General features: G+C 70.8%; 18 protein-coding genes. 6 read left to right on the forward strand and 12 right to left on the reverse strand.

The window, feature by feature from the left end:
* Positions 1-35 precede the first annotated feature (35 nt).
* The 4 genes from DACI_RS05515 to DACI_RS05530 all read right to left on the reverse strand — a co-directional run bounded on the left by DACI_RS05515 (position 36) and on the right by DACI_RS05530 (position 6,561).
* On the reverse strand, positions 36-3,221 hold the full coding sequence (locus DACI_RS05515; protein WP_012203018.1) for a CusA/CzcA family heavy metal efflux RND transporter: 3,186 nt from the start codon (positions 3,219-3,221) through the stop codon (positions 36-38).
* An 11-nt stretch (positions 3,222-3,232) separates the two neighbouring features.
* Positions 3,233-4,612, reverse strand: coding sequence for an efflux RND transporter periplasmic adaptor subunit (locus DACI_RS05520; RefSeq protein WP_012203019.1), 1,380 nt, complete (start codon positions 4,610-4,612; stop codon positions 3,233-3,235).
* 30 nt (positions 4,613-4,642) lie between these two features.
* On the reverse strand, positions 4,643-5,977 hold the full coding sequence (locus tag DACI_RS05525) for a TolC family protein (protein WP_012203020.1): 1,335 nt from the start codon (positions 5,975-5,977) through the stop codon (positions 4,643-4,645).
* Between the two features lie 167 nt (positions 5,978-6,144).
* Complete coding sequence (locus DACI_RS05530) at positions 6,145-6,561, reverse strand: hypothetical protein (RefSeq protein WP_012203021.1); 417 nt, start codon at positions 6,559-6,561, stop codon at positions 6,145-6,147.
* A gap of 153 nt (positions 6,562-6,714) precedes the next feature.
* Here DACI_RS05530 and DACI_RS05535 point away from each other — a divergent pair, with 153 nt between their 5' ends.
* Genes DACI_RS05535 through DACI_RS05545 form a run of 3 tightly spaced genes read left to right on the forward strand, consistent with a single transcriptional unit; the run spans position 6,715 to position 9,259 of the window.
* Complete coding sequence (locus tag DACI_RS05535; RefSeq protein WP_169807217.1) at positions 6,715-7,404, forward strand: heavy metal response regulator transcription factor; 690 nt, start codon at positions 6,715-6,717, stop codon at positions 7,402-7,404.
* Positions 7,401-8,795, forward strand: coding sequence for a heavy metal sensor histidine kinase (locus DACI_RS05540; RefSeq protein WP_012203023.1), 1,395 nt, complete (start codon positions 7,401-7,403; stop codon positions 8,793-8,795). Before DACI_RS05535 ends, DACI_RS05540 begins: the two co-directional genes overlap by 4 nt.
* A gap of 35 nt (positions 8,796-8,830) precedes the next feature.
* Complete coding sequence (locus DACI_RS05545) at positions 8,831-9,259, forward strand: hypothetical protein (RefSeq protein WP_012203024.1); 429 nt, start codon at positions 8,831-8,833, stop codon at positions 9,257-9,259.
* A 7-nt stretch (positions 9,260-9,266) separates the two neighbouring features.
* On the opposite strand, the gene DACI_RS05550 is transcribed toward DACI_RS05545, so the two are convergent.
* The 6 genes from DACI_RS05550 to DACI_RS05575 are packed head-to-tail and all read right to left on the reverse strand — an operon-like array spanning position 9,267 to position 16,010.
* The gene (locus DACI_RS05550; RefSeq protein ID WP_012203025.1) at positions 9,267-9,704 is read right to left on the reverse strand and encodes a PaaI family thioesterase; all 438 of its coding nucleotides are present in this window, start codon (positions 9,702-9,704) and stop codon (positions 9,267-9,269) included.
* Entirely contained in the window at positions 9,701-9,925 is a 225-nt protein-coding gene (locus tag DACI_RS05555; RefSeq protein WP_012203026.1) for an acetyl-CoA carboxylase biotin carboxyl carrier protein subunit, read from the reverse strand. Before DACI_RS05555 ends, DACI_RS05550 begins: the two co-directional genes overlap by 4 nt.
* Positions 9,926-9,936: 11 nt before the next feature.
* Positions 9,937-11,298: an acetyl-CoA carboxylase biotin carboxylase subunit gene (locus DACI_RS05560; protein ID WP_012203027.1), complete on the reverse strand. Its 1,362-nt coding sequence runs from the start codon at positions 11,296-11,298 to the stop codon at positions 9,937-9,939.
* Complete coding sequence (locus DACI_RS05565; RefSeq protein ID WP_012203028.1) at positions 11,295-13,403, reverse strand: acetate--CoA ligase family protein; 2,109 nt, start codon at positions 13,401-13,403, stop codon at positions 11,295-11,297. Before DACI_RS05565 ends, DACI_RS05560 begins: the two co-directional genes overlap by 4 nt.
* A 10-nt stretch (positions 13,404-13,413) precedes the next feature.
* Entirely contained in the window at positions 13,414-14,433 is a 1,020-nt protein-coding gene (locus DACI_RS05570) for a tripartite tricarboxylate transporter substrate binding protein (protein ID WP_012203029.1), read from the reverse strand.
* Positions 14,434-14,462: 29 nt separating this feature from the next.
* Positions 14,463-16,010 carry an acyl-CoA carboxylase subunit beta gene (locus DACI_RS05575; protein WP_012203030.1) on the reverse strand — a complete coding sequence of 516 codons (1,548 nt, stop codon included), beginning with the start codon at positions 16,008-16,010 and terminating at the stop codon, positions 14,463-14,465.
* Positions 16,011-16,232: 222 nt separating this feature from the next.
* On the opposite strand from DACI_RS05575, the gene DACI_RS05580 reads away from it, so the two are divergent.
* Together DACI_RS05580 and DACI_RS05585 are read left to right on the forward strand one after the other, a co-directional pair.
* A complete protein-coding gene (locus DACI_RS05580; protein ID WP_043783188.1) occupies positions 16,233-17,915 on the forward strand; it encodes a sigma-54 interaction domain-containing protein in 1,683 nt (560 codons plus the stop codon).
* A 127-nt stretch (positions 17,916-18,042) separates the two neighbouring features.
* Positions 18,043-19,014 (forward strand): arsenic resistance protein, encoded by a 972-nt coding sequence (locus tag DACI_RS05585; protein ID WP_012203032.1) that lies wholly within the window; start codon positions 18,043-18,045, stop codon positions 19,012-19,014.
* Here the strand turns inward: DACI_RS05585 and DACI_RS05590 are convergent, their stop codons facing one another.
* Positions 19,015-20,319, reverse strand: a complete 1,305-nt coding sequence (locus DACI_RS05590) for a DUF445 domain-containing protein (protein ID WP_080518168.1) — start codon at positions 20,317-20,319, stop codon at positions 19,015-19,017.
* A 121-nt stretch (positions 20,320-20,440) separates the two neighbouring features.
* Here DACI_RS05590 and DACI_RS05595 point away from each other — a divergent pair, with 121 nt between their 5' ends.
* Complete coding sequence (locus tag DACI_RS05595; protein WP_012203034.1) at positions 20,441-20,698, forward strand: DUF3297 family protein; 258 nt, start codon at positions 20,441-20,443, stop codon at positions 20,696-20,698.
* A gap of 51 nt (positions 20,699-20,749) precedes the next feature.
* On the opposite strand, the gene DACI_RS05600 is transcribed toward DACI_RS05595, so the two are convergent.
* On the reverse strand, positions 20,750-21,625 hold the full coding sequence (locus tag DACI_RS05600; protein ID WP_012203035.1) for a ChaN family lipoprotein: 876 nt from the start codon (positions 21,623-21,625) through the stop codon (positions 20,750-20,752).
* Positions 21,626-21,643: the final 18 nt, after the last annotated feature.

Genomic DNA, 21,643 nt, shown 5'->3' on the forward strand with positions numbered 1-21,643 from the left:
GGGCATTCCGTGGCCTTCGTGGAGCGGCTTGGCCGTCAGGCGGCCACGGCGCCCTTGCCCTCGCTGTCGGGCTGTCCCTCCTGCCCTTGCATTCCCTCCGACGGATCGTTGCGATGCACCAGCCGGTACAGCAGCGGCAGCACCAGCAAGGTCAGCAGCGTGGACGACAGGATGCCGCCGATCACCACCGTGGCCAGCGGCCGCTGCACCTCGGCGCCCGTGCCCGTGGCAATCGCCATGGGCACGAAGCCCAGCGAGGCGACCAGGGCCGTCATCAGCACGGGGCGCAGCCGGGTGAGCGCGCCCTCGGTCACGGCGTCGGGCACGCTGGCGCCCTGTTCGCGCAAGGTTCTGATCCAGGAGATCATGACCAGGCCGTTGAGCACGGCCACGCCCGACAGCGCGATGAAGCCCACCGCCGCCGAGATGGACAGCGGTATGTCGCGCAGCCACAGCGCCAGGATGCCGCCCGTGAGCGCGAACGGAATGCCCGTGAAGACCACCAGCCCGTCGCGCACATTGCCGAACATGGCGAACAGCAGCACGAAGACCATGAGCAGCGCCACGGGCACGACGATCTGCAGGCGGCGCGTGGCCGACTCCAGGTTCTCGAAGGTGCCGCCCCAGCGCGTCCAGTAGCCGGGCGGCAGCGACAGGCCTTGCAGCTTTTGCTGTGCCTCGCCCACGAAGGAGCCCATGTCGCGCCCGCGCACATTGGCGCTGACCACGATGCGGCGCTTGCCGTCTTCGCGGCTGACCTGGTTGGGGCCGGGCGCGGTCTCGAACGTGGCCACGGCCGACAGCGGCACGAAGCCGATGCGCCCGTCCGCCCCGCGCGGCAGGGCGATGGGCAGGCGGCTCAGGGCCTGCAGGTCGTTGCGCACGGCGTCCGGCAGGCGCACCTGGATGTCGAAGCGCCGGTCGCCCTGGAATACCGTGCCCGCCTCGGTGCCGCCCATGGCGGTGCTGATGGCGTCCTGCACATCGCCCATGTTCAGGCCGTAGCGCGAGGCCTTTTCGCGGTCGATCTGCACGGTGAGCATGGGCAGGCCCGTGGTCTGCTCGACCTTGACCTCGGAGGCGCCCGAAATCTGCTGCAGCATGCCGGCCACGGTCTGGGCGCTTTTCTCCAGCACGGCCATGTCGTCGCCGAAGATCTTCACGGCCACGTCGCTGCGCACGCCCGAGATCAGCTCGTTGAAGCGCAGCTGGATGGGCTGGGAGAACTCGTAGTTGTTGCCAGGGATGCGGTCCACCGACGCCTGCACGGCGGCCAGCAGCTCATCGCGCGGGCGCGCCGGGTCGGGCCACTCGCTGCGGGCTTTCAGCATGATGTAGCCGTCGGAGATGTTGGGCGGCATGGGGTCGGAGGCGATCTCGGCCGTGCCGGTGCGCGCGAACACGCGGTCGATCTCGGGGAACTCCTTCTTGAGCGCCTTCTCGATCTGCATCTGCATTTCCAGCGACTGCGTAAGGCTGGTGCCGGGGATGCGCAGCGCCTGGATGGCGAAGTCCCCCTCGTTGAGGTTGGGCGCGAACTCGCTGCCCAGGCGCGTGGCCAGCAGCAGGCTCAGCGCCACGGCCACGGCGGCGGCCGTGAGCACCACGGCGGGCGCGGCCATGACGCGCGCCAGCACGGGCGCATAGCCGCGGCGCGCCCAGCCCATGAGGCGGTTTTCCTTCTCGGCCACCTTGTCGCCCATGAACAGCGCAATCGCCGCCGGGATGAAGGTGATGGACAGCAGCATGGCGCCGGCCAGCGCGATGACCACCGTCAGCGCCATGGGATGGAACATCTTGCCCTCCACGCCCGTGAGCGCGAAGATGGGCAGGTAGACCACCATGATGATGAGCTGGCCGAACAGCAGCGGGCGGCGCGCTTCCTTCGCGGCGGCGAAGACTTCATGGAAGCGTTCGCTGCGCGTCAGCGACCTTCCGCGCGCCTCCTGCGCATGGGCCAGGCGGCGCACGCAGTTCTCCACGATGACCACGGCCCCGTCGATGATGATGCCGAAGTCCAGCGCCCCCAGGCTCATGAGGTTGGCGCTGACCTTGTAGTGCACCATGCCCGTGAAGGTGAACAGCATGGACAGCGGGATGATCAGCGCCGTGATCAGCGCCGCGCGCAGGTTGCCCAGGAACAGGAAGAGGATGACCACCACCAGGGCCGCGCCCTCCACCAGGTTCTTCTTGACCGTGGCGATGGCCTTGTCCACCAGGTTGGTGCGGTCGTAGACGGTGATGGCCTTGACGCCCGGGGGCAGGCCCCGGTTGATCTCGGCCATGCGCTGGTCCACGGCGCGCGAGACGGTGCGGCTGTTCTCGCCGATCAGCATGAACACCGTGCCCAGCACCACCTCGCGGCCGTTGTCGGTGGCCGCGCCCGTGCGCAGCTCCTGGCCCAGCCCTACCTCGGCCAGGTCGCGGATGCGGATGGGCTGGCCCTGGGCCGAGCCCACGATGACCTCGCGGATGTCGGCGATGCCGCCGACCTGGCCCGGCGCGCGGATCAGGTACTGCTCGCCCTGGCGCTCGATATAGCCCGCACCCACGTTGCTGTTGTTGCGCTGCAGGGCGGTGACGATGTCGGCCAGCGTGAAGCCGTAGGCCGCCAGCTTCTCGGGCGCTGGCGCCACCAGGTACTCCTTGGCGTAGCCGCCGATGGAGTTGATCTCGGTGACGCCGGGCACGTTGCGCAGCTGCGGCTTGATGACCCAGTCCTGGATCTCGCGCAGGTCCATGGGGGTGTAGGGCGTGCCGTCGGGCTTTTTCGCATCGTCCTCGGCCTCCACGGTCCACAGGTAGATCTCGCCCAGGCCCGTGGAGATGGGGCCCAGCGTGGGCGTGATGCCGGCAGGCAGGCTGTCGCGCGCCTGCTGTATGCGCTCGCCCACCAGCTGCCGCGCGAAGTAGATGTCCGTGCCGTCCTTGAACACCACGGTGACCTGGGACAGGCCGTAGCGCGACAGCGAGCGCGTCTGCTCCAGATGGGGCAGGCCGGCCATCACCGTCTCTATGGGATAGGTGACGCGCTGCTCGGTCTCCAGCGGCGAGTAGCCGCTGGCCTGGGTGTTGATCTGCACCTGGACATTGGTGATGTCGGGCACGGCGTCGATGGGCAGGCGCTGGTAGTTGTAGATGCCAAGGCCCGCCATGGCCAGCACGGCCAGCAGGACCAGCCAGCGCTGCTCTATGGCGAATCGGATGATGCGTTCAAACATGGACTCTCCGATCAGTGGCTGTGTTCAGCGCTGGCCTTGCCCAGCTCGGCCTTGAGCATGAAGCTGCCCTCGGCCACGTAGGATTGGCCGGGCTTGAGGCCTTCGAGCACCTCTGTGGCCTTGCCGTCGCTGCGGCCCACGCGCACGGGCTGGGCGCGGAAACCGCCCTGCACGGGCACGAAGACCACGGTCTGCTGCTCCATCTTCTGCAGTGCCTGCGCTGCCACGGCCAGCGGCGCCTGCCGGGACGATGCCGTCAGCTCCACATTCACGAACAGGCCCGGGCGCCACACGCCGTCGGGGTTGGGCAGGGTGATGCGCGCGGGGGCCGTGCGCGTGTCCTGGCCGATCAGTGCGCCCACATAGGCCACCTCGCCCGTGGCCGAGGAGTCGAAGGCCGTGGCGCGCACCGTGGCCTTCTCGCCCACGCGCACGGCGGGCAGGTCGGGCGCGGCCACGCGCATCTCGGCCCAGACGCTGCGCAGGTCGGAGATGGTGAAGACCTGAGTGGTGTCCTGCACGGCCTCGCCCACGGACAGGTGCTTTTCCACGATCACGCCGTCAAACGGCGCGCGCAGCTCGAAGCGGTTGAGCCCGCCCGCACCACCGCCGGCACCGGCGCCCGTGGCGGCCAGCTTCTGCTGGGCGTTGGAGACGGCGATCTCGGCCTCGCGCAGTGCCTGGCGCGCCTGCAGGTAGTCCTGCTCGGCCGAGACCTTTTCCTCCCACAGCTGCTTTTCACGTGCGTAGGTGGTGCGGGCCAGCTCCAGGCGCTTGCTGGCGGCCAGCAGTTCGCTGCGCTGCTCGGACACGGCGGCGCTGCTGAGCACGGCCAGCAGCTGGCCCTTCTTCACGTTCTGGCCCAGGTTGGCGGGAACGCTCTCGGCAATGCCGGCCACGCGCGGCACGACGTGGGCCGTGCGGTCTTCGTTGAAGCGGATCTCCCCGGGCAGTTGCAGCACGGAGCGCACGGTGGCCGGACCGGCCTCGGCCAGGCGCACGCCGGCCGCCTGCATGCGCTGCGCGTCCATGGCGATCAGGCCTTCGTCGTCGCCATGGCCGGCTTCTGCAGCCGGTTTGGCGGCAGGTTGGGCCGCAGGCTTGGCCTCGGCTTTTTCCGCCTTGGAGTCTTCATGGTGTTCATCGTCGGCATGGCCTTCGTCGTGCTTGTGGCCATCGGCCGCTGCGGCGGCGGTGGCACCGTGGTGCTCGCCATCGGCATGGCCTGCGGCCTCGCTGTGGCCGTGGCCATGGCTGTCGGCCTTGGCAGCGCCTGGCGTGCCGCTGCGCAGGATCAGCGTGGCGGCCAGCGCGCCCAGGGCCAGGATGACGGCAATGGCCACGAGGGTGCGGCGCGGTCCGAGGGGGGAGGAGGAGGGCTTGGTGTTCATGGTCTGGATGCAATCAGGTTGCTATCGGAATCAGAGGCCGGATTCGGTGCCCAGCAGGCGGTCGATGTCGGCGGCGGCGCGGTGGGTGGCCAGCAGCTGGTCCAGGTACTGGCTGCGCGCCTCGGACCAGGTGCGTTGTGCGTCCAGCACGTCGAGGTAGCCGAACTTGCCCAGCGCAAACCCGCGCGAGGCCAGCTCGTAGGCCGTGCGCGCCGTGGGCAGCACCTCCTCGGCCAGCTGGCGCGCCTGCTCGCGGCTGGCCTGCAGCAGCTCGCGCGCCTCGAACAGCTGGGCCTGCAGCTGAACGCGCGTGGCCAGCAACTGCTCCTCGGCCTGATCGGCCAGGCGCAGGGCCTGCAGCTGGTTGCCCCGGTTGCTGTCGAGCACGGGCAGGGGCACGGAGACGCCGACCACGAGCTGGTTGCGCCCGACTTCGGTGGCGCGCTTGACGCCCAGGCTGACGGTGGGATCGGGCAGGCGCCGCGCACGCTCCAGGTCGGCCGTGGCGCGGCTTTGCTCCAGCGCCTGGCGCGCACGCAGCACGGCGGGAGCCTGTTCGATGCGCTGCTGCAGGGCTGCCAGCTCAGGCAGCTGGGGCAGGGCGTCCACCGCGCCCTCGGCCTGGCCGAAGGGGCGCACTCGCTCGCCCCACAGCGCCTGCAGCTGGCCGCGCGCCACGCGCAGGCCCGAGCGGGCCTGGGCCTGCTCCAGGCGGGCGCCGGATTCGGCCACGCGGGCCCGGGTTTCCTCCAGCGGCGCCACCTTGCCGGCCGCCACGCGCCGGGCTGCGGCCTCGCGCGCGCTGCTGGCGATCTCCAGCGTCTGCCCGGCCAGGACCACGCGCTGCTGCGCAGCCAGCACGCCGAAGAAGGCCGTGCCCACGTCGGCGCGCAGCGCAGCCTCGGCCCTCGCCAGCTCGGCCTGCGCCAGGTCGCGCCCGCGCTCGGCCACGCGCATGCGGGCCTCGCGCTTGCCGCCCACTTCCAGGGTCTGGTTCAGCTGCACGGTCAGTGTGCGGGTGCTGCGGCGCGTGTCCTCCTGCGACCAGGCCAGCTCGGGGTTGGGCCGGGCACGGCTTTGGAGCACGGCGCCATCGCTGGCCTCCAGCGCACGGCGGGCCGCACGCAGGCCGGGGTTGCCGTCCAGCGCCAGGGCCAGGGCCTGCTGCAGATCCAGCGGCGGGCCGGCCGGTGTGGACTCGGAAACAGCGGCTGCAGATGGCGCAGCCGCATCGGCAGGCTCGCCCGCCTGCACGGCGCCGCAAGCGGTCAGCACGGCCATCACCAGCAGGGCACGCGGCCCGGGCCAGGCGCTCCATGGTGCGTGGGAAGCCGTCCTCGACGGAAAGGACGAAGGGAAAGACATACACGGACTCCTTGCCCGCGCGCAGGTCAGGCCTGACCGTTCATCAGCCGGTCAGGCCGCTGCGGCGGGCGCGCACGGCCCATGGCCGCTGAGCGCGAGGGGATTTCAGGGGAATGCCGGTCCGGGGCAGAAACAGGGCCATGCCCGGCCGGCGGCTGCAGGGGGCGTCAGCCCTGCCAGCGGGGCCGATCGGGGCGCAGCAGTACGGCCGAGGCATGGCGGCGCAGCGGCTCGGCAAATGGCATGGGGGGAGGCGCCACCGGCGCGGCCTTGGCGTAGTGGGTGGCGACGGCCACCCAGGCATGGCACATGGAGCAATCGACGCTGAGCGACGACGGCTGGCCCTGGTCCGACTTCTTTGCCGGTTGCCCCGGTTCGGCGCCAGCGCCCGGATCTGCGTTGGCATGGCGCTCGGCGCCCATGCCATGCAGGCTCACGCCGTGGACATGGTGGCCGAAGTGCCGGGTCTCATGCCCGTCGTGCCGGCACAGCGCAGCGGCCGCCATCCAGCTCCACTGGAACAGCAGCGCGATCACGAGGACGGCGAGGGCGGCGAGACGGGGCCGGGTCATGGAGGAGGGCATGGGACAGGTGCGGGATTGTCGTGCATGGCGTTTGCCCACAGCCACGACTCCCCCAAGCCGGCGAGTCTAGGGCCGTGCGGCGACCTGTGGCTGTCGGGCACATGACAAATTTGTCATCTTGGCAAACCATGCCCTTCCCCGACAATGCTCTGCATGAAAGTCCTGGTCATCGAAGACGAAATCAAGCTGGCCGACTACCTCCGCAAGGGCCTGACCGAGGAGGGGTTCGTGGTCGATGTCGCGCACGACGGCATCGACGGCCTGCACCTGGCCACCGAGCTGGCCTACGACCTCATCGTGCTCGACGGCATGCTGCCCGGCATCGACGGCCTGGCCGTGCTGGCGGCGCTGCGCCAGTCGCGCCAGACGCCGGTGCTGATGCTGACGGCGCGCGGCCAGGTGGAGGACCGCGTGCGCGGCCTGCAGGGCGGTGCCGACGACTACCTGGTCAAGCCCTTTGCCTTCTCCGAACTGGTGGCGCGCATGCATGTGCTGCTGCGCCGCAGTGTCGGCACGGCGCATCCGGCGGCCGAGGCCACCATGCTGCGCATGGCTGACCTGGAGCTGGACCTGATCCGCCGACGCGCCACGCGCGCCGGCCAGCGCCTGGACCTCACGGCCAAGGAATTCAACCTGCTGAGCCTGCTGCTGCGCCGCCAGGGCGAGGTGCTGTCGCGCACCGAGCTGGCCTCCCAGGTCTGGGACATGAACTTCGACAGCGAGACCAACGTGGTCGAGGTCGCCGTGCGCCGCCTGCGCCTGAAGCTGGACCAGCCCTTCGAGCAGCCCCTGCTGCACACGGTGCGCGGCATGGGCTATGTGCTGGAGTCGCGCGCACCGTGAGCGCCGCCCCTGCCGCACCTCCCGCCGCCGACATTCCCCACCTGGGCCGGCGCCTGTCGCGCTGGCTGGCGCTGCAGACCATGCTGGGCCTGGGCCTGGTGTGCGCGGCCGTCTACGGGGTGGCCTCGATGACGCTGGAGCAGCACCAGCACGAGACGCTGGACCTCAAGCAGCAGGCCGTGCTGCACCTGATGACGGAAAGCCGCAGCGCCCACAACGAGGCCGGTCTGGCCCACATGCTGGACGACTTTCTCACGGGCCTGGACGAGATGTCGCTGCGCATCACCGACCTGCAGGGCCGCGTGATCTACGAGCGCCTGCGCATTCCCAAGACGCCGGGCCGCACGCTGCAGCGCAGCTTCGAGGTGGTGCTGGCCGACAGTGGCCAGCATGCACAGGCCCAGCTCACCCTGGACCGCGCCGACGATGACCGGCAGCTGTCCCTGCTGGCCTGGACGCTGGCCCTGGCTGCCGTGGGCGGCGCGCTGCTGGTGTCGTTGACCGGCATCTGGCTGGTGCGCCTGGGCCTGGCGCCGCTGCGCGAACTGACCGAGCAGACGCGCAAGCTGTCGGCCCAGGACCTGCAGCGGCGCCTGGACGACAGCGGACAGCCGCAGGAGTTGCGCCCGCTGATCGCGCAATTCAACGCCCTGCTGGAACGGCTGGCCGTGGCCTACCGGCAGATGGAGGCCTTCAATGCCGACGTGGCCCATGAGCTGAACACGCCGCTGACCACGCTGATCAGCAGCTGCGAGCTGGCCCTGCGCAAGCCGCGCAGCGAGGCCGAGCTGCGCGAGGTGCTGGCCTCCAACCTGGAGGACCTGCGGCGCATGGCCGGCATCGTGGCCGACATGCTGTTTCTCTCCCAGGCCGACCGGGGCCAGGGCGCGCGCCTGGCGCCCTGGGCCAGCCTGGCCGCGCTGGCCCATGAGGTCATCGACTTCCACGAGGCCGCGCTGCAGGAGGCCGACCTGCAGGTCGTCGTCCAGGGCGACGCGGCCGCCGAGGTCGATGCGCGGCTGCTGCGCCGGGCGCTGTCCAACCTGCTGGGCAATGCCACACGCTATGCACAGCGCGGCTCCACCATCACCGTGCAGATAGGCGCTCGGCCCTGTGCCCACCACGGTGGCGCCGGTGACGTGGCGCTGGCGGTGCTCAACCGGGGCCCGACCATAGCTCCCGCCGACCTGCCGCGCCTGTTCGACCGCTTCTACCGCGCCGACGCCGCGCGCAGCCAGGCCGACCGCAACCATGGCCTGGGCCTGGCCATCGTGGCCGCCATCGCGCGCATGCACGGCGGGCGCTGCTTTGCCGAGTCCGAAGGCGGCTTCACGCGCATCGGCCTGGAACTGCCCGACAGCCCGAGCCCGCCGCGCGATTCCCCGGCCTGAACACAGGCACCGGAGCGGCGGCACAATGGCGCCCCATGACGCAAGACGCCCCCTCCTCCTACGCAACGCTGCTGGCCGAAGGCAATGCCCTGGTGGCCCAGGCACAGCGGGCCGCCACCCAGGATTTCGCCCAGGCCCGGGCGCTGTGGCAGCAGGCCGGCAAGCACTTCTACCTGGCCCACAAGGCCGACCCCGACCAGGCCGAGGGCGCGTTTCGCCTGGCCCAGGCCTGGATGGCAGAAGCCCATGCGCTGCAAAAGGAAGAATCGCCAGACGCCGTGGTGATGTGGCGCAACGCCGCCGCGCAATGCGAGCTGGCGTTCGACCTGGAACCCGAAAACGGCCGCCTGGCCATGACGGCCGCCAGCTGCCACATGTTCGGCGGCCAGCATGACGCGGCCAAGGCCTGGCAGCAGATCGGCCAGCACCTGCTGCCGCCGGCGCCCGAAGGCGAAGGCGCCTGAAGCCAGGCTACAGCGCGATCAGCTTGAACACGGCCCGCGCCGTGCACACGGCCTGGCCCGCGCTGTCCAGCACATTGCCCTCGCAGAACACGGTGCGCGCGCCTGCGCGCAGCACGCGCGCCTCGATCAGCAGGTCGGTGGTGGCCGAGGCGAGGAAATGCGTGCTCATCTCGATGGTCACCACGCCCAGCCCCAGCGGGTTGGACGAGCGCGCGGCCGCGCTCAGCGTGAAGTCCAGCGCACTCATCAGCGCGCCGCCATGGCCATGCCCCCGGCTGTTGGCCAGGTGCGGACGCATGGGCAGCCGCGTGCGCGCCAGGCCGGGTGCCAGGCTCACGGGCTCCAGGCCGATATGGGACATGAAGGGCACGTCGATGCCGAAGTAGCCGCGCGCCAGCGCGGCGGCCTCCAGGTCCGGGGCGGTGGAGATTCCAACGGCGTTCATCCGATCTCCGCAATCGCCTGGCCTTCGGCCACCGGCTCGCCCACGGCCACGAGCATGCGGCGCACGACGCCTGCCACCTCGCTTTCCACGGGAATCTCCATCTTCATGGACTCCACGATGATGAGGGTGTCGCCCAGGGCGACGGTGCCGCCTTCGGCGGCTTCCACAGCGGCCACGAGGCCGGCGATGGGGCTTGTGATCATGTTCGGGGTGGTGGTCATGGGTAGGGCTTTCAAAGGTGGGCCAGCACGCGCTGGGCGATGCCGGTGTCGATGCGCAGGTCCAGGAAATCGGCGTGGCCCAGGATGCGTTCGATGAAGGGGATGTTGGTCTTCACGCCCTCGATGCGGGTCTGCGCCAGTGCCTGGCGCAGCCGTGCGATGGCCTGGGTGCGGTCGCTGCCATGGGCCACGAGCTTGGCGACCATGGGGTCGTAGAAGGGCGTGACGCTGCAGCCCTGGGCATAGCCGGTCTCCACGCGCAGGCCTTCGCCCTGGGGCATCTCGAAGCGGTCCAGGCGCCCCGGCGAGGGCAGGAAGCGCACGGGGTCTTCGGCATAGATGCGCGCCTCGATGGCATGGCCGCGGGCCACGGGTTCGGCGGGCAGCACCTCCCGCATGCGCTCGCCGGCGGCCAGGCGTATCTGGGCCTCGACGATGTCGATGCCCGTGATCTCCTCGGTCACCGCATGCTCGACCTGCAGCCGCGTGTTCATCTCCAGGAAGACAAAGCCGTGCTGCGGCGTGTAGAGCATCTCCACGGTGCCGATCACGTCATAGCCCGTGCGCGCCAGCAGGCCGGCCAGCAGTTGCCGCATGTCGGCCAGGGCCTGCGCGGGAATGCCTGCGGGGCGGGCCTCTTCCACCACCTTCTGGTGGCGGCGCTGCACCGAGCAGTCGCGCTCGAACAGCACGCGCACCTCGCCATGGCGGTCGGCCAGCACCTGGAACTCGATGTGGCGCGGCGCCTCGATCAGCTTTTCCAGGTACAGCTCGGCCGTGCCGAAGTACTTGGCGGCAATGCCGCTGGCCTTGGACCAGGCGGCCTCCAGCTGCGGGGCATCGTGCGCGGGCAGCATGCCGATGCCGCCGCCCCCGCCTGCGGGCTTGACCAGCACGGGAAAGCCGATGCGCGCCGCCTCCGCCTGCGCCTCCTGCACGCTGTGCAGCACGGCCGAGCTGGCCGCCTGCGGCATGCCCTGGGCGGCCATGAAGGCCCGCGCCTGGGTCTTGTGGCCCAGCGTGCGTATCCAGTGCGGCGAGGGGCCGATGAAGCACAGGCCCTGGCGCTGCACGGCCTCGGCGAAGTCCGCGTTCTCGGAGAGAAAGCCGTAGCCCGGGTGCACGGCATCGGCGCCGGTCTCGCGCGCCACCTGCAGCAGCCGCGCCTGGTCCAGATAGCTTTGCGCGGCGGGCGCAGGGCCTATGCATACGGACTGGTCGGCCGCGCGCACATAGGGCAGGCCGGCATCGGCCTCGGAGTACACGGCCACGGATTCGAGGCCCATGCGCCGCAGCGTGCGGATCACGCGCGCGGCCACGGCGCCCCGGTTGGCGACCAGCACGCGGCGGATGGGGTGCGGGGCGCCGCTCATGCCGCCTCCGAGGAGACCGCTGGCGCGGCGGCCACGGCCACCACCGCATCGACGATGACCGGCGCCTGCGCGCCACGCGCCACGAGCACGGGATTGGCATCGACCGACTGCACGCGCCCGCCCTGGGCCAGCATCCAGTCGCCCAGCCGCACCATCATGGCGGCCACGGCGTCCAGCTCCACGGCCGGCATGCCGCGCACGGCCGCAAAGGCCAGGGCGATGGACAGGCGCGCAAGGGCATCCAGCGCCTGCCGCGCACTGAAGGGAGCCACGAGGAATTGCACGTCCCTGAGCGCCTCCACCAGCACGCCGCCCTGGCCGACCATGACCACCACGCCGAACTCGGCATCCACATGGGCACCCAGCGCCAGCTCGAAGTCGGCCCTGTGCTGGGCGCCCAGCAGCAGGCCGCCATCGGCCGCGCCCAGGCGGGCCAGCGTGGCCGAGAAATCACCGAAGGCCGCCAGCGCCTGGCCGGCTTCGCGGATGTTCAGCCGCACCAGGCCATGCTCGGACTTGTGCGAGAGATCGGCGGACACGCCCTTGGCCACCAGGGGCCGTGGCAGGGACTCGATGGCGGCGCGCACCTCGTCCTCGCTCCTGCAGACCAGATGGCGCATCACCGGCAGGCCGGCGCGGGCGAGTTCGGACAGGCTGGAGGGCTCGTCAAGCGTGAGGGAGCGGGAGGCCGCCACCGGCACCGATGCCTCGGCAGACGGCGCCTGTGCCTGCCTGCCACCGGCCTGCTCGGCCAGCAGCGCCAGGCCGCGCATGGCGGCGCGTTCGCTCCAGAAGGTGGGCACGCCCTGGTCCTGGAAGGCCTGGGCCACCCAGTCCTGGTTGACGCTGACCGCAATGGGCACGCCGGTATCGCGCGCAAAGCGGCTGGCCTGGCCCGCGAAGTCGGCGAAGTCATAGCCCTCGCCGCCGATCGGGAAGCCCACGTGAACGAGGTCCGCCGCACCGCTGCCCGACAAGGCCCGCAGCGTGTCGCCAAAGGTCTGCGGCCTGCCCAGCAGGGCCGTGGTCATGTCGATGGGATTGCGCGCCGTGACATAGGACGGCAGGGCCTGGGACAGGCCGTCCAGCGTGGCGGCATCGAACGGCTCCAGGGCCAGGCCGTATTCCTCGGCCGCGTCGGCCGACAGCACGCAGGTGGCGCCCGAATTGCTGATGCTGACCACGCGGCGACCGCGCGGCGCGGGCTGGGACAGGAACAGCGGCGCGTAGTCGATCAGCTCGCGGAAGTCGGCCAGGCGCGGTATGCCGTGCTGGCGCAGGAAGGCATCGGCCAGCGCGTCCTCGGCCGCCAGCGCGCCCGTGTGCGAGCTGGCCGTGGCCTGGCCTGCGCGCGTGCGGCCGGCCTTCACGGCCAGGATGGTGACGCCGCGCGCATGGGCAAGCCGCGCGGCCTCGGCCAGCCAGGCGCTTTGCCTGAGCGTCTCGATGTAGAGCACGACCAGGCGGATGCCTTCGTCCTCGACCACGGCGCGCACGGCTTCGGCCGCACAGACATCGGCCTCGTTGCCCGTGGACAGCATGTAGCGCACGCCGATGCCCGCGCGGCGCAGGCCGCCGTAGAGAATGGCCGCGCCCGCACCGCTCTGGCTGACGATGGCCACGGGGCCGTCGGCCGGCGCGTTCTCGTTGATCATGGTCGAGAAGTTGAGGATGGCGCCCGTGGCGAAGTTGGCCACACCCTGGCAATTGGGGCCGAACAGGCGCAGCCCGCCGCCTGGCGACCGGCGCGCCCGCGCCACCAGGTCGGCCTGCTGCCGGCGGCCCTCCTCGCCCAGCTCCGCAAAGCCGGACGAATAGATCACGGCCAGGCGCGCGCCCACGGCCACGCAGTCGTCGATGGCGGCGGCCACGTCCTCGCCGGGCAGGCTGATGACCACGGCGTCGGGCGCCTCGGGCAGCGCGCGCAGCGAGGGGTAGGCGGCCAGGCCCTGGACCTCGGCGCGCTTGGGATTGACGGGCAGGATGCGGCCCGCGAAACCATGTCGCCGCAGGTAATCGATGGGCCGGCCACCGGCCTTGATGGGGTTGTCGGAGGCGCCGAGGATGGCGACGGAGCGGGGGTTCAGTGCTTGCAACAGAGACATGCGTACCTCATCAATCCAAAGACAAGGCTTCGCGCTGGATCACTTGCCCCCAATCCGAGACCTCCTTGGCGATGCGCTGGCCGAACGGCGCGGGCGGCATCATCACGGGCTCGCCCTGGCTGCTGAGCACGGCGCGGATGCGGGCGTCCTGCAGCACGCCCCTGGAGGCCTCGTAGAGCCGGTTGACGATGGCCGGCGGCGTGCCCGCGGGCGCCAGCAGGCCGGCCCAGAAGGTGACGTCGAAATCGGCATAGCCGGCCTCGGCCATGGTGGGCACCTCGGGCAGCTGCTGCATGCGCCGGGGCGCGGTGACGGCCAGCGCCACGAGCTTGCCGCTGGCGATGTGGGGCAGCGCGCTCCAGGTGTCGAACTGCGTGTCCAGCTCGCCGCTGAGCACGGCCATCTGGGCCTGCGATGCGCTCTTGTAGGGCACATGCGTGGTCTTCACGCCCGTGCGGTTGCTCCAGGCCGCATAGGCCAGGTGGGCGATGTTGCCGGGGCCGGCAGAGCCGTAGCTGAGCTTGTCGGGATGGCCCTTGGCGAAGGCGATCACGTCCTTGGCCGAGCGGATCTGGTGCTTCTGCGCCCACTCGGGGTTGACGGTGAGGATGAAGGGCGCATCCAGCACCATGGTGATGGGCGCGAAGTCCTTGGCGCGGTAGGTGATCTTCTTGTAGATCTGGGGGTTGATGGTGATGCTGCTGGAGTTGGTGACCAGCAGGGTGTAGCCGTCGGGCGCGGCGCGCGCCACCTCGCCCACGCCGATGGCGCCGTTGGCGCCGGGCTTGTTCTCCACCACCACGGGCTGGCCCAGCGACTTGCTCAGCGGCTCGGACAGCGCACGTGCAATGGTGTCGGTGAACGAGCCTGCAGGAAAGCCGACCACGATGCGCACGGGGCGCGTGGGCCATTTGTCCTCCTGGGGGGCCTGGGCCTGGGCCGCCGTCGCGGCGCACAGGGTCAGGCACGGCGCCAGGCACAGGGCCAGGGCGGTGCGGCGCGAGGGCGCGCGCGGTTGTCTGGTTGCCATTGCTTTGTCTCCTTGGGTTTTTTATGCGTTCAGGGCCGCAGGCCGAACTGCGGCGCTCCGGCCTCGCGCAGCGGCGCGGCCAGTTCCACGAATTCGCTGAGCAGGGCGCGCGTGTCGCGCGGATCGATCACCTCGTCGATGCCGAAGGCCTCGGCCGTGCGGAAGGGCGAGGTCAGGCTGCGCACGCGCTGCTCGATCTCGGCGCGCTTTTGCACGGGGTCGTCGGCGCCTTCGATCTCGGCCTTGTAGGCCACCTCCAGCCCGCCCTCGATGGGCAGCGAGCCCCAGTTGGCCGAGGGCCAGGCATAGCGGAAGTTGAAGCGGCCCATGTGCTGGTGGCCGGCCGCCGCCACGCCGTAGGCGCGGCGGATGAGGATGCTGCACCAGGGCACGGTGGCCTGGTAGACGGCGGCCAGGGCGCGCACGCCGTAGCGCATGACGCCGGCCTTCTCGGCCTCCACGCCGATCTGGAAGCCCGCGATGTCCACCAGGTTGACCACGGGCAGGTGGAAGGTCTGGGCCATGTCCACGAAGCGCGTGAACTTCTCGGCCGAGGGGCCGTCCCAGCCGCCGCCATAGAAGTACGGGTCGCTGGCCACCACGGCCACGGGCCAGCCGTCGATGCGCGCCAGCCCGGTGACGATGGCCCGGCCCCAGTGGCGGCCCGTCTCCAGGAAGGAACCCTCATCGACCAGGCATTCGACGATGGGCCGGATCTTGTAGACCTTGCGGCCATCGCGCGGAATGGCCGACAGCAGCCATTCGTCGCGCCGCCGCGGATCGTCCTGCGGCGCGGTGCGCGCAGGCAGCTCGTACACCGACGATGGCAGGTAGGACAGGAAGCGGCGCACGCGCTCGAAGGCCTCCTGCTCGGTGGCCACCTCGTCATCGACCACGCCGTTGCGCGTGTGCACCTGGCTGCCGCCCAGCTCGTTCTTGGTCACGTTCTGGCCGATGCGCGCCACCACGGGCGGGCCGGCATTGAACAGCTGGGCGGTCTCCTTGACCATCACCGAGTAATGGCTGGAGGCCACGCGCGCTGCGCCCATGCCGGCCACCGAGCCCAGGGCCAGCGAGACCACGGGCACGGTGGACAGGTTCTGCACCACCTGGCTCCAGACCTTCATGGTGGGCACGCTGGTGTAGCCCTTGGTCTCGATATTGCGCACCGAGCCGCCGCCGCCCGTGCCGTCCACCAGGCGCACCATGGGCAGGCGCAGGTCGTGCGCCATCTTCTCGGCAAAGATCAGCTTGTCGCCCACGGCGCCGTCGTTGGCGCCGCCGCGCACCGTGAAATCGTCACCCACCACGACCACGGGCCGCCCGCCCACGCGCGCCCGCCCCATGATGAGGTTGGAGGGCGTGAAGTCCGTCAGCCTGCCCAGGCCGTCGTACTGGCCCGAGCCGGTGAGCGAGCCCACCTCCACGAAGGACTGCGCGTCCGTGCAGGCATCGATGCGCTCGCGCACCGTGAGCTTGCCCGCGGCCTTGTGCCGCGCCACCTTGTCCTCTCCGCCCAGTTTGGCCGCCAGTGCGCGGCGGTATGCGATCTCGTCCACTTCGGGTTGCCAGCTCATGTCGTCGTGTCTCCTTGTGCCAGCACAGATGCACAAGGCGTGCCAGAACGCAGTGCGTTGAATTCAAAGGATTTTTTCCACAGTCGACCTTCACGTGTCCACATCAAGGACAGCCTTGAAGACACGGGTTGGGCACTGTCTTCAATGGAGACACCACGGGGACAGACCCGTGGCCTGCGCGCCGCTAGAGTGCGTTCACCCCAGCCACTGCCCGCCATGCCCATGCCCAGCTCCCCCGACCACCGATTCGGCGTTCTCGTCTGGCGGCGCGACTCGCCCGAGCCCGTGGCGCGGCTGGGCCTGGCGCAGGAGCCGCTGCTGCATGCAGCCGTCACCGAGGCCCTGGCCCGCGCGCACGGCGACGGGCACAACCCCATCGGCCATGGCCAGTTGCTGCACGTGGAAACACCGGGCCCGCGCGGCACGGTGGCCCGCCATGTGGCCGTGGTGCTGGCCGATGCCGAGGGCGAGGTCGCCCTGCTGCGCCCGGCCGACGAGGCGGCGGCGCTGTTCGACATGGTGGCCAGCGTGCCCTTCGCCTTCGCCATCCTCAACATGTTCCTGACCAACCCGTACCAGGCGATCACGGTGGCCGACCATGAAGGGCTGATGCGCTACATCAGCCCCGTGCACGAGAAGTTCTTCGGCCTGGCGCCCGGCACGGCCGCAGGCCGGCGCGCCGAGGACGTGATCCCCAACTCGCGCCTGCCCCACGTGGTGCGCAGCGGCCGGGCCGAGATCGGCGACCTGCAGCAGCTGGGGCCGGGCGTGAGCCGCATCGTCAACCGCATGCCGGTCTACGAGGGCGGCGCCGTGGTGGGTGCCGTGGGCCAGGTCAGCTTCAGCGGCGTGGAGGCACTCAACCGCATGCAGCAGCGGCTGAACCAGCTGCATGACGAGGTGCAGCACTACAAGCGCGAACTGAGCCAGTTGCGCGGCGGCGCACCTACGGCACAGATGGTGGGCGCCAGCGCCCCCATGCAAAGGCTGGCCCGCGAGATCGACGCCGTGGCGCGGCTCGATGTGCCCGTGCTCATCCTGGGCGAAAGCGGCAGCGGCAAGGAACTGGTGGCCCAGGCCCTGCATGCGCGCGGGCGCGAAGCCGAAGCGCCCCTGGTCAGCCTCAACCTCGCGGCCCTGCCGGCCACGCTGATCGAGTCCGAGCTGTTCGGCTACGAGGCCGGCGCCTTCACGGGCGGGCGCAGGCAGGGCCAGCCCGGCAAGCTGGAGCAGGCCGAGGGCGGCACGCTCTTCCTCGACGAAGTGGCCGACATTCCCATGGAGATCCAGGTCAAGCTGCTGCGCGTGCTGGAGGACCGCCAGGTGCAGCGCCTGGGCGCGCACAGCGGCCGGCAGGTGAACTTCCGCATCGTGGCCGCCACGCACCGCGACCTGCGCGGCCTCATCGACAGCGGCCGCTTCCGGCTGGACCTGTTCTACCGCCTCAGCGGCGTGGTGCTGCATGTGCCCGCCCTGCGCCAGCGCCTGGAGGACATCCCGGCCCTGGTGCAGCGCTTTGCCCAGTCGTTCTGCGAGCGCAACGGCATTGCGCTGCCGCGCATCGCTCCCGGTGTCATGCCCTACCTGGCCCGCCAGGCCTGGCCCGGCAATGTGCGCCAGCTGCGACAGCGCGTGGAAGAGGCCCTGGTGTTCTGCGACGGCCACCTGCTGGGCGTGGACAACTTCGCGCGCCACGAGGACCCGCTGGCCGGCGCACGACCTTTGCCCGCCGCCGAGCCCGGCATGCCCTCCACCGGCGCCGTGGCCCCGCTCAAGGACCAGGAGCGCAACGCCATCCTCGACGCCATCGCACGCTGCGGCGGCAACAAGAAGCTGGCCGCGCAGGAGCTGGGCATCTCGCGCTCCTATTTGTACAAGGTGCTGGGCGCGGCAAGCCAGGGCTGATCCCTGCGGGCCCAGGGCATGCAGGGGAATGAAGCAGCGGGCCAGCTGTGCCGTTGCCATACTAGGCACCCCACATCCGCCCCACATCCGCGTACCCGCCCCGTACCCGCCGCCACCGGCCTCCTGAATGCAAGACACCCGAGACGCGCTCGAACAGCGCCAGATCCCCATCTACTTCGCCGCCGTGGCCCTGGCCGCAGTTGCCGCCTGGGCGCTGCCCGGCACGGGCGTGCTGGAGCGTGCCATCAACCCCGCGCTGGCGCTGATGCTGTACGTGACCTTCTTGCAGGTGCCCGTGGCCGAGCTGCGGCGCGCCTTTGGCCAGGTGCGCTTCCTGACCGCGCTGATGGTGGCCAACTTCATCATGGTGCCGCTGCTGGTCTGGGCCCTGCTGCAGTTCCTGCCCGCCGACCCCCTGCTGCGCCTGGGCGCGCTGCTGGTGCTGCTGGCGCCCTGCATCGACTACGTGGTCACCTTCTCCCACCTGGGACGCGCCGATGCGCGCCTGCTGCTGGCGGCCACGCCGGCCCTGCTGATCGCGCAGATGCTGGCCCTGCCCGGCTACCTGGGCCTGTTCCTGGGTGACGATGCGGCGCGGCTGGTGCAGGCGGGGCCTTTCCTGCATGCGTTCGTGTGGCTGATCGCCGTGCCGCTGGCCCTGGCCGCTGCCACCCAGGTGTGGGCGGCCCGCAGCCGGCGCGGCGCCAGCGCCTCGGCATGGCTGGGCCTGCTGCCCGTGCCGGCCACTGCGCTGGTGCTGTTCGTGGTGATCGCCTCCGTGCTGCCCCAACTGGGCCCGGCAACGCAGGCCGCCTGGAGCATGGTGCCCGTCTATGCGGCCTTTGCGGTGGCAGCGCCCGCACTGGGCTGGCTGGTGGCGCGCGCCTTCCGGCTCCCGGCAGCCTCGGGCCGCGCCGTCGCGTTCAGCGCGGGCACGCGCAATTCGCTGGTCGTGCTGCCGCTGGCCCTGGCCGTGCCCGGCGCCATTCCCGTGCTGCCGGCCGTCATCGTCACGCAGACGCTGGTGGAGCTGCTGGCCGAGCTGGCCTATGTGCGCGTGATTGCGCTGTGGGGCCGGGGCCAGCCGGCCAGCCAGTGATCAGGCACACAGCCGCCCCGCATTGGAGACCAGGAACAGCACCAGCCCCACGGCACCGCCGACCACGGTGCCGTTGATGCGGATGTACTGCAGGTCCTTGCCGATGTGCAGCTCGATCAGCTCGGACAGCTCGCGCGCATCCCAGCGCCGCACGGTATCGGCGATGTGCTGGGCCAGGAACTGCGAGACATCGGGCGCCAGCGCCTGGGCCCAGCGCTTGAGGCGCTCGTTCATGGAACTGCGCAGCGCCTCGTCGTGCGCCAGCGACTGGCCCAGCCAGCGGCCCATGGCGGCGGTCTTGCGCGCCACCTGCGAATGCTCGTTGGCCAGGTCCGCCTGCAGCTTGGCGCGCAGGCCCAGCCACAGCGCCCGCAGGTAGCCGGCCAGCTTTTCGTCGTGCAGCAGGTAGTGGCGCAGCCGCTCGGCGCGCTCGGACATGGCGGGGTCGGACTGCAGCCGCGTGACCAGCCGGTCCACGGAGGCGTCGAAGGCCTTGCGCATGTGGTGCTCGGGATTGCTGGCAATGTCCTGCAGCAGGCTGTCGAGCGCGCCCGCAATGGCGCTGGCGCCCTTGTCGCTGAGCCAGTCCGTGGGCAGCATCTTTTCCTTGAGCGGATGCTCGCGCTTGAGCCACAGCACGATGGTCTGGGCGATCAGCACATGGGTCTCGGCCTCGCGCAGCACGCCGCTGACGCGGGCCAGCACATCGTCCAGCACGGCCTGGTGGCGGCCGTCCCTGGTCAGGCCCGACAACAGATCCGCCGCCGCGCGGGGCAGGTCCACCTGGGCCAGCAAGGCCTTGAATGCCTGTGTCAGAAAGCGCTCCACCTGCCGGTCCTGCACCATCTCCAGCGCCGCCAGCGCCAGCCGCGCCACCTGCCGCCCCAGCAGGGTGCTGTTGGCCGGCGTGGTCAGCCAGCCGGCCAGCACGCGGGCGGGATCATGGCGCTCGATCAGCGCCACCAGCGAAGGCCCGTCCAGGAACTTGTCGCGCACGAAATTCGCCAGGTTCTCGCCGATGCGGTCCTTGTTGCGCGGGATGATGGCCGTATGGCGCCCGACCAGGGGCAGCGGAATGCGCCGGAACAGCGCCGACACCGCAAACCAGTCGGCCAGCGCGCCGACCAGCGAGGCCTCGGTCACGGCCTTGATGCAGGCCAGCCACAGCGGCACCTGCTGCCAGTGCCCCGCCGCCACGGACGAAGCCACGAAGCCCAGCGCCACGAACAGCAGCAGCGCCAGCGGCAGGCGCTTGGCCGACTTCAGTGTTTGACGTTGCTCTGGCGACAGCATGGAGCGCAGCATACGACGCCCGTCCGCCATCCGCATGGCGATGCCTGCCGCCAAAGCCTGTCAGCCAGCGCCTGCCTGCGAATTGCGCGGACAATACCGGCTTTCTTCAGAACCCTCTTGCGAGAACAAGACCATGACCGACGCCAACGCACCCGCCGATCGCCCCGCACTGCCCGACCACCTGTCCATCGACCCGCGCAGCCCGCACCATGTGGCCGCCGTGTTCGAGCACGACATCGGCATCCGCTTCAACGGCAACGAGCGCTTCGATGTGGAGGAATACTGCGTGAGCGAGGGATGGATCAAGGTGCCGGCCGGCAAGACGGTGGACCGCAAGGGAAGGCCCCTGCTGATCAAGCTCAAGGGCGCCGTGGAAGCTTTCTACCGCTGATTTCCGGCCGGTCGCAAGGCCGGCCGCAACCTCTTCAGGAATCAGCGGGCTTCAGCCCGCATCGGCCCGCGGCGCCGGCGGATTCCTGAACTTCTCCCGCAGCTCGGCGCAGTGGTCCTTGGCGGGCAGGGCATCCGTCTTCTGCAGCCAATCCACATCCGAGGCCTGCGCCACCGATGTCTCCCCCGCCTGCGCCACGGCCACTTTGGCGCCTGCGGCCTCGGGCAGCCAGCTGGGAATGCCCACGCCGCGCAGCACGTGGCCGCGCCCGGCCACCAGCAGCACGGTCTTGCCGGGCCTGACTGCGGCCCTGGCCACCTCGGCCATGCTGGCATCGCGGGCCAGCTGGATGCGGGCCATGGGCGCCAGCTGGGTGTCGGGCAGCAGGCCGCAGTGGCCTTCGCGGATGGCGTCGAGCTGGCGCTGCCAGCCCTCGGGCGGCAGGTGGGTGTCCAGGTTCTCGTTGCGCATGGCCTGCTTCATGTCGGCGCGCGGCAGGTTGCCGCCCAGCACGGGCACGCCCGCGCGCACGGCGGCCATGACCACGCCGCGGTAGCGCGGCCAGGGCCAGGCCGCGTCCTGCCATTGCAGGGCCTGCTGCACCGCGTCCTCGGAGGCATCGCGCGCCAGGCTGGCCGTGGAGCCCGTGCGCGGCGCCATCTCGATCACCAGCGCGGCCAGGCGCTCCTGTTTTGCCAACTGCTCCACCGTGGCCTGCTGCCAGGCCTGGTGGGCGACCGCATCGTGCTGCTCGCCCAGCAGCACGATGGGCGCGTCGGACCAGCGCTGCAGCTGCTGTGTCCAGTCCCGCGCCGGGGCGGAGGAGCTGGCGCAGCCGGCAAGGGCTGCCGCCAGCAATGCGGCCGCAGCCAGGCCGGCAAGGCGCGGGGTGCGGATGAAGGGGCGGAGGTGGGAGCGGACTTGCATGGCCCCATGCTAATCACT

The sequence above is a fragment of the Delftia acidovorans SPH-1 genome, assembly GCF_000018665.1.
In the GTDB taxonomy this organism is placed as follows: Bacteria; Pseudomonadota; Gammaproteobacteria; order Burkholderiales; family Burkholderiaceae_C; genus Comamonas; species Comamonas acidovorans.

Coding starts and splice junctions, on each gene's coding strand:
- DACI_RS05515 (WP_012203018.1), bottom strand. CDS start 3,221: ATGTTTGAACGCATCATCCGATTCGCCATAGAGCAGCGCTGGCTGGTC.
- DACI_RS05520 (WP_012203019.1), bottom strand. CDS start 4,612: ATGAACACCAAGCCCTCCTCCTCCCCCCTCGGACCGCGCCGCACCCTC.
- DACI_RS05525 (WP_012203020.1), bottom strand. CDS start 5,977: ATGTCTTTCCCTTCGTCCTTTCCGTCGAGGACGGCTTCCCACGCACCA.
- DACI_RS05530 (WP_012203021.1), bottom strand. CDS start 6,561: ATGCCCTCCTCCATGACCCGGCCCCGTCTCGCCGCCCTCGCCGTCCTC.
- DACI_RS05535 (WP_169807217.1), top strand. CDS start 6,715: ATGAAAGTCCTGGTCATCGAAGACGAAATCAAGCTGGCCGACTACCTC.
- DACI_RS05545 (WP_012203024.1), top strand. CDS start 8,831: ATGACGCAAGACGCCCCCTCCTCCTACGCAACGCTGCTGGCCGAAGGC.
- DACI_RS05550 (WP_012203025.1), bottom strand. CDS start 9,704: ATGAACGCCGTTGGAATCTCCACCGCCCCGGACCTGGAGGCCGCCGCG.
- DACI_RS05555 (WP_012203026.1), bottom strand. CDS start 9,925: ATGACCACCACCCCGAACATGATCACAAGCCCCATCGCCGGCCTCGTG.
- DACI_RS05560 (WP_012203027.1), bottom strand. CDS start 11,298: ATGAGCGGCGCCCCGCACCCCATCCGCCGCGTGCTGGTCGCCAACCGG.
- DACI_RS05565 (WP_012203028.1), bottom strand. CDS start 13,403: ATGTCTCTGTTGCAAGCACTGAACCCCCGCTCCGTCGCCATCCTCGGC.
- DACI_RS05570 (WP_012203029.1), bottom strand. CDS start 14,433: ATGGCAACCAGACAACCGCGCGCGCCCTCGCGCCGCACCGCCCTGGCC.
- DACI_RS05575 (WP_012203030.1), bottom strand. CDS start 16,010: ATGAGCTGGCAACCCGAAGTGGACGAGATCGCATACCGCCGCGCACTG.
- DACI_RS05580 (WP_043783188.1), top strand. CDS start 16,233: ATGCCCAGCTCCCCCGACCACCGATTCGGCGTTCTCGTCTGGCGGCGC.
- DACI_RS05585 (WP_012203032.1), top strand. CDS start 18,043: ATGCAAGACACCCGAGACGCGCTCGAACAGCGCCAGATCCCCATCTAC.
- DACI_RS05590 (WP_080518168.1), bottom strand. CDS start 20,319: ATGCTGCGCTCCATGCTGTCGCCAGAGCAACGTCAAACACTGAAGTCG.
- DACI_RS05595 (WP_012203034.1), top strand. CDS start 20,441: ATGACCGACGCCAACGCACCCGCCGATCGCCCCGCACTGCCCGACCAC.
- DACI_RS05600 (WP_012203035.1), bottom strand. CDS start 21,625: ATGCAAGTCCGCTCCCACCTCCGCCCCTTCATCCGCACCCCGCGCCTT.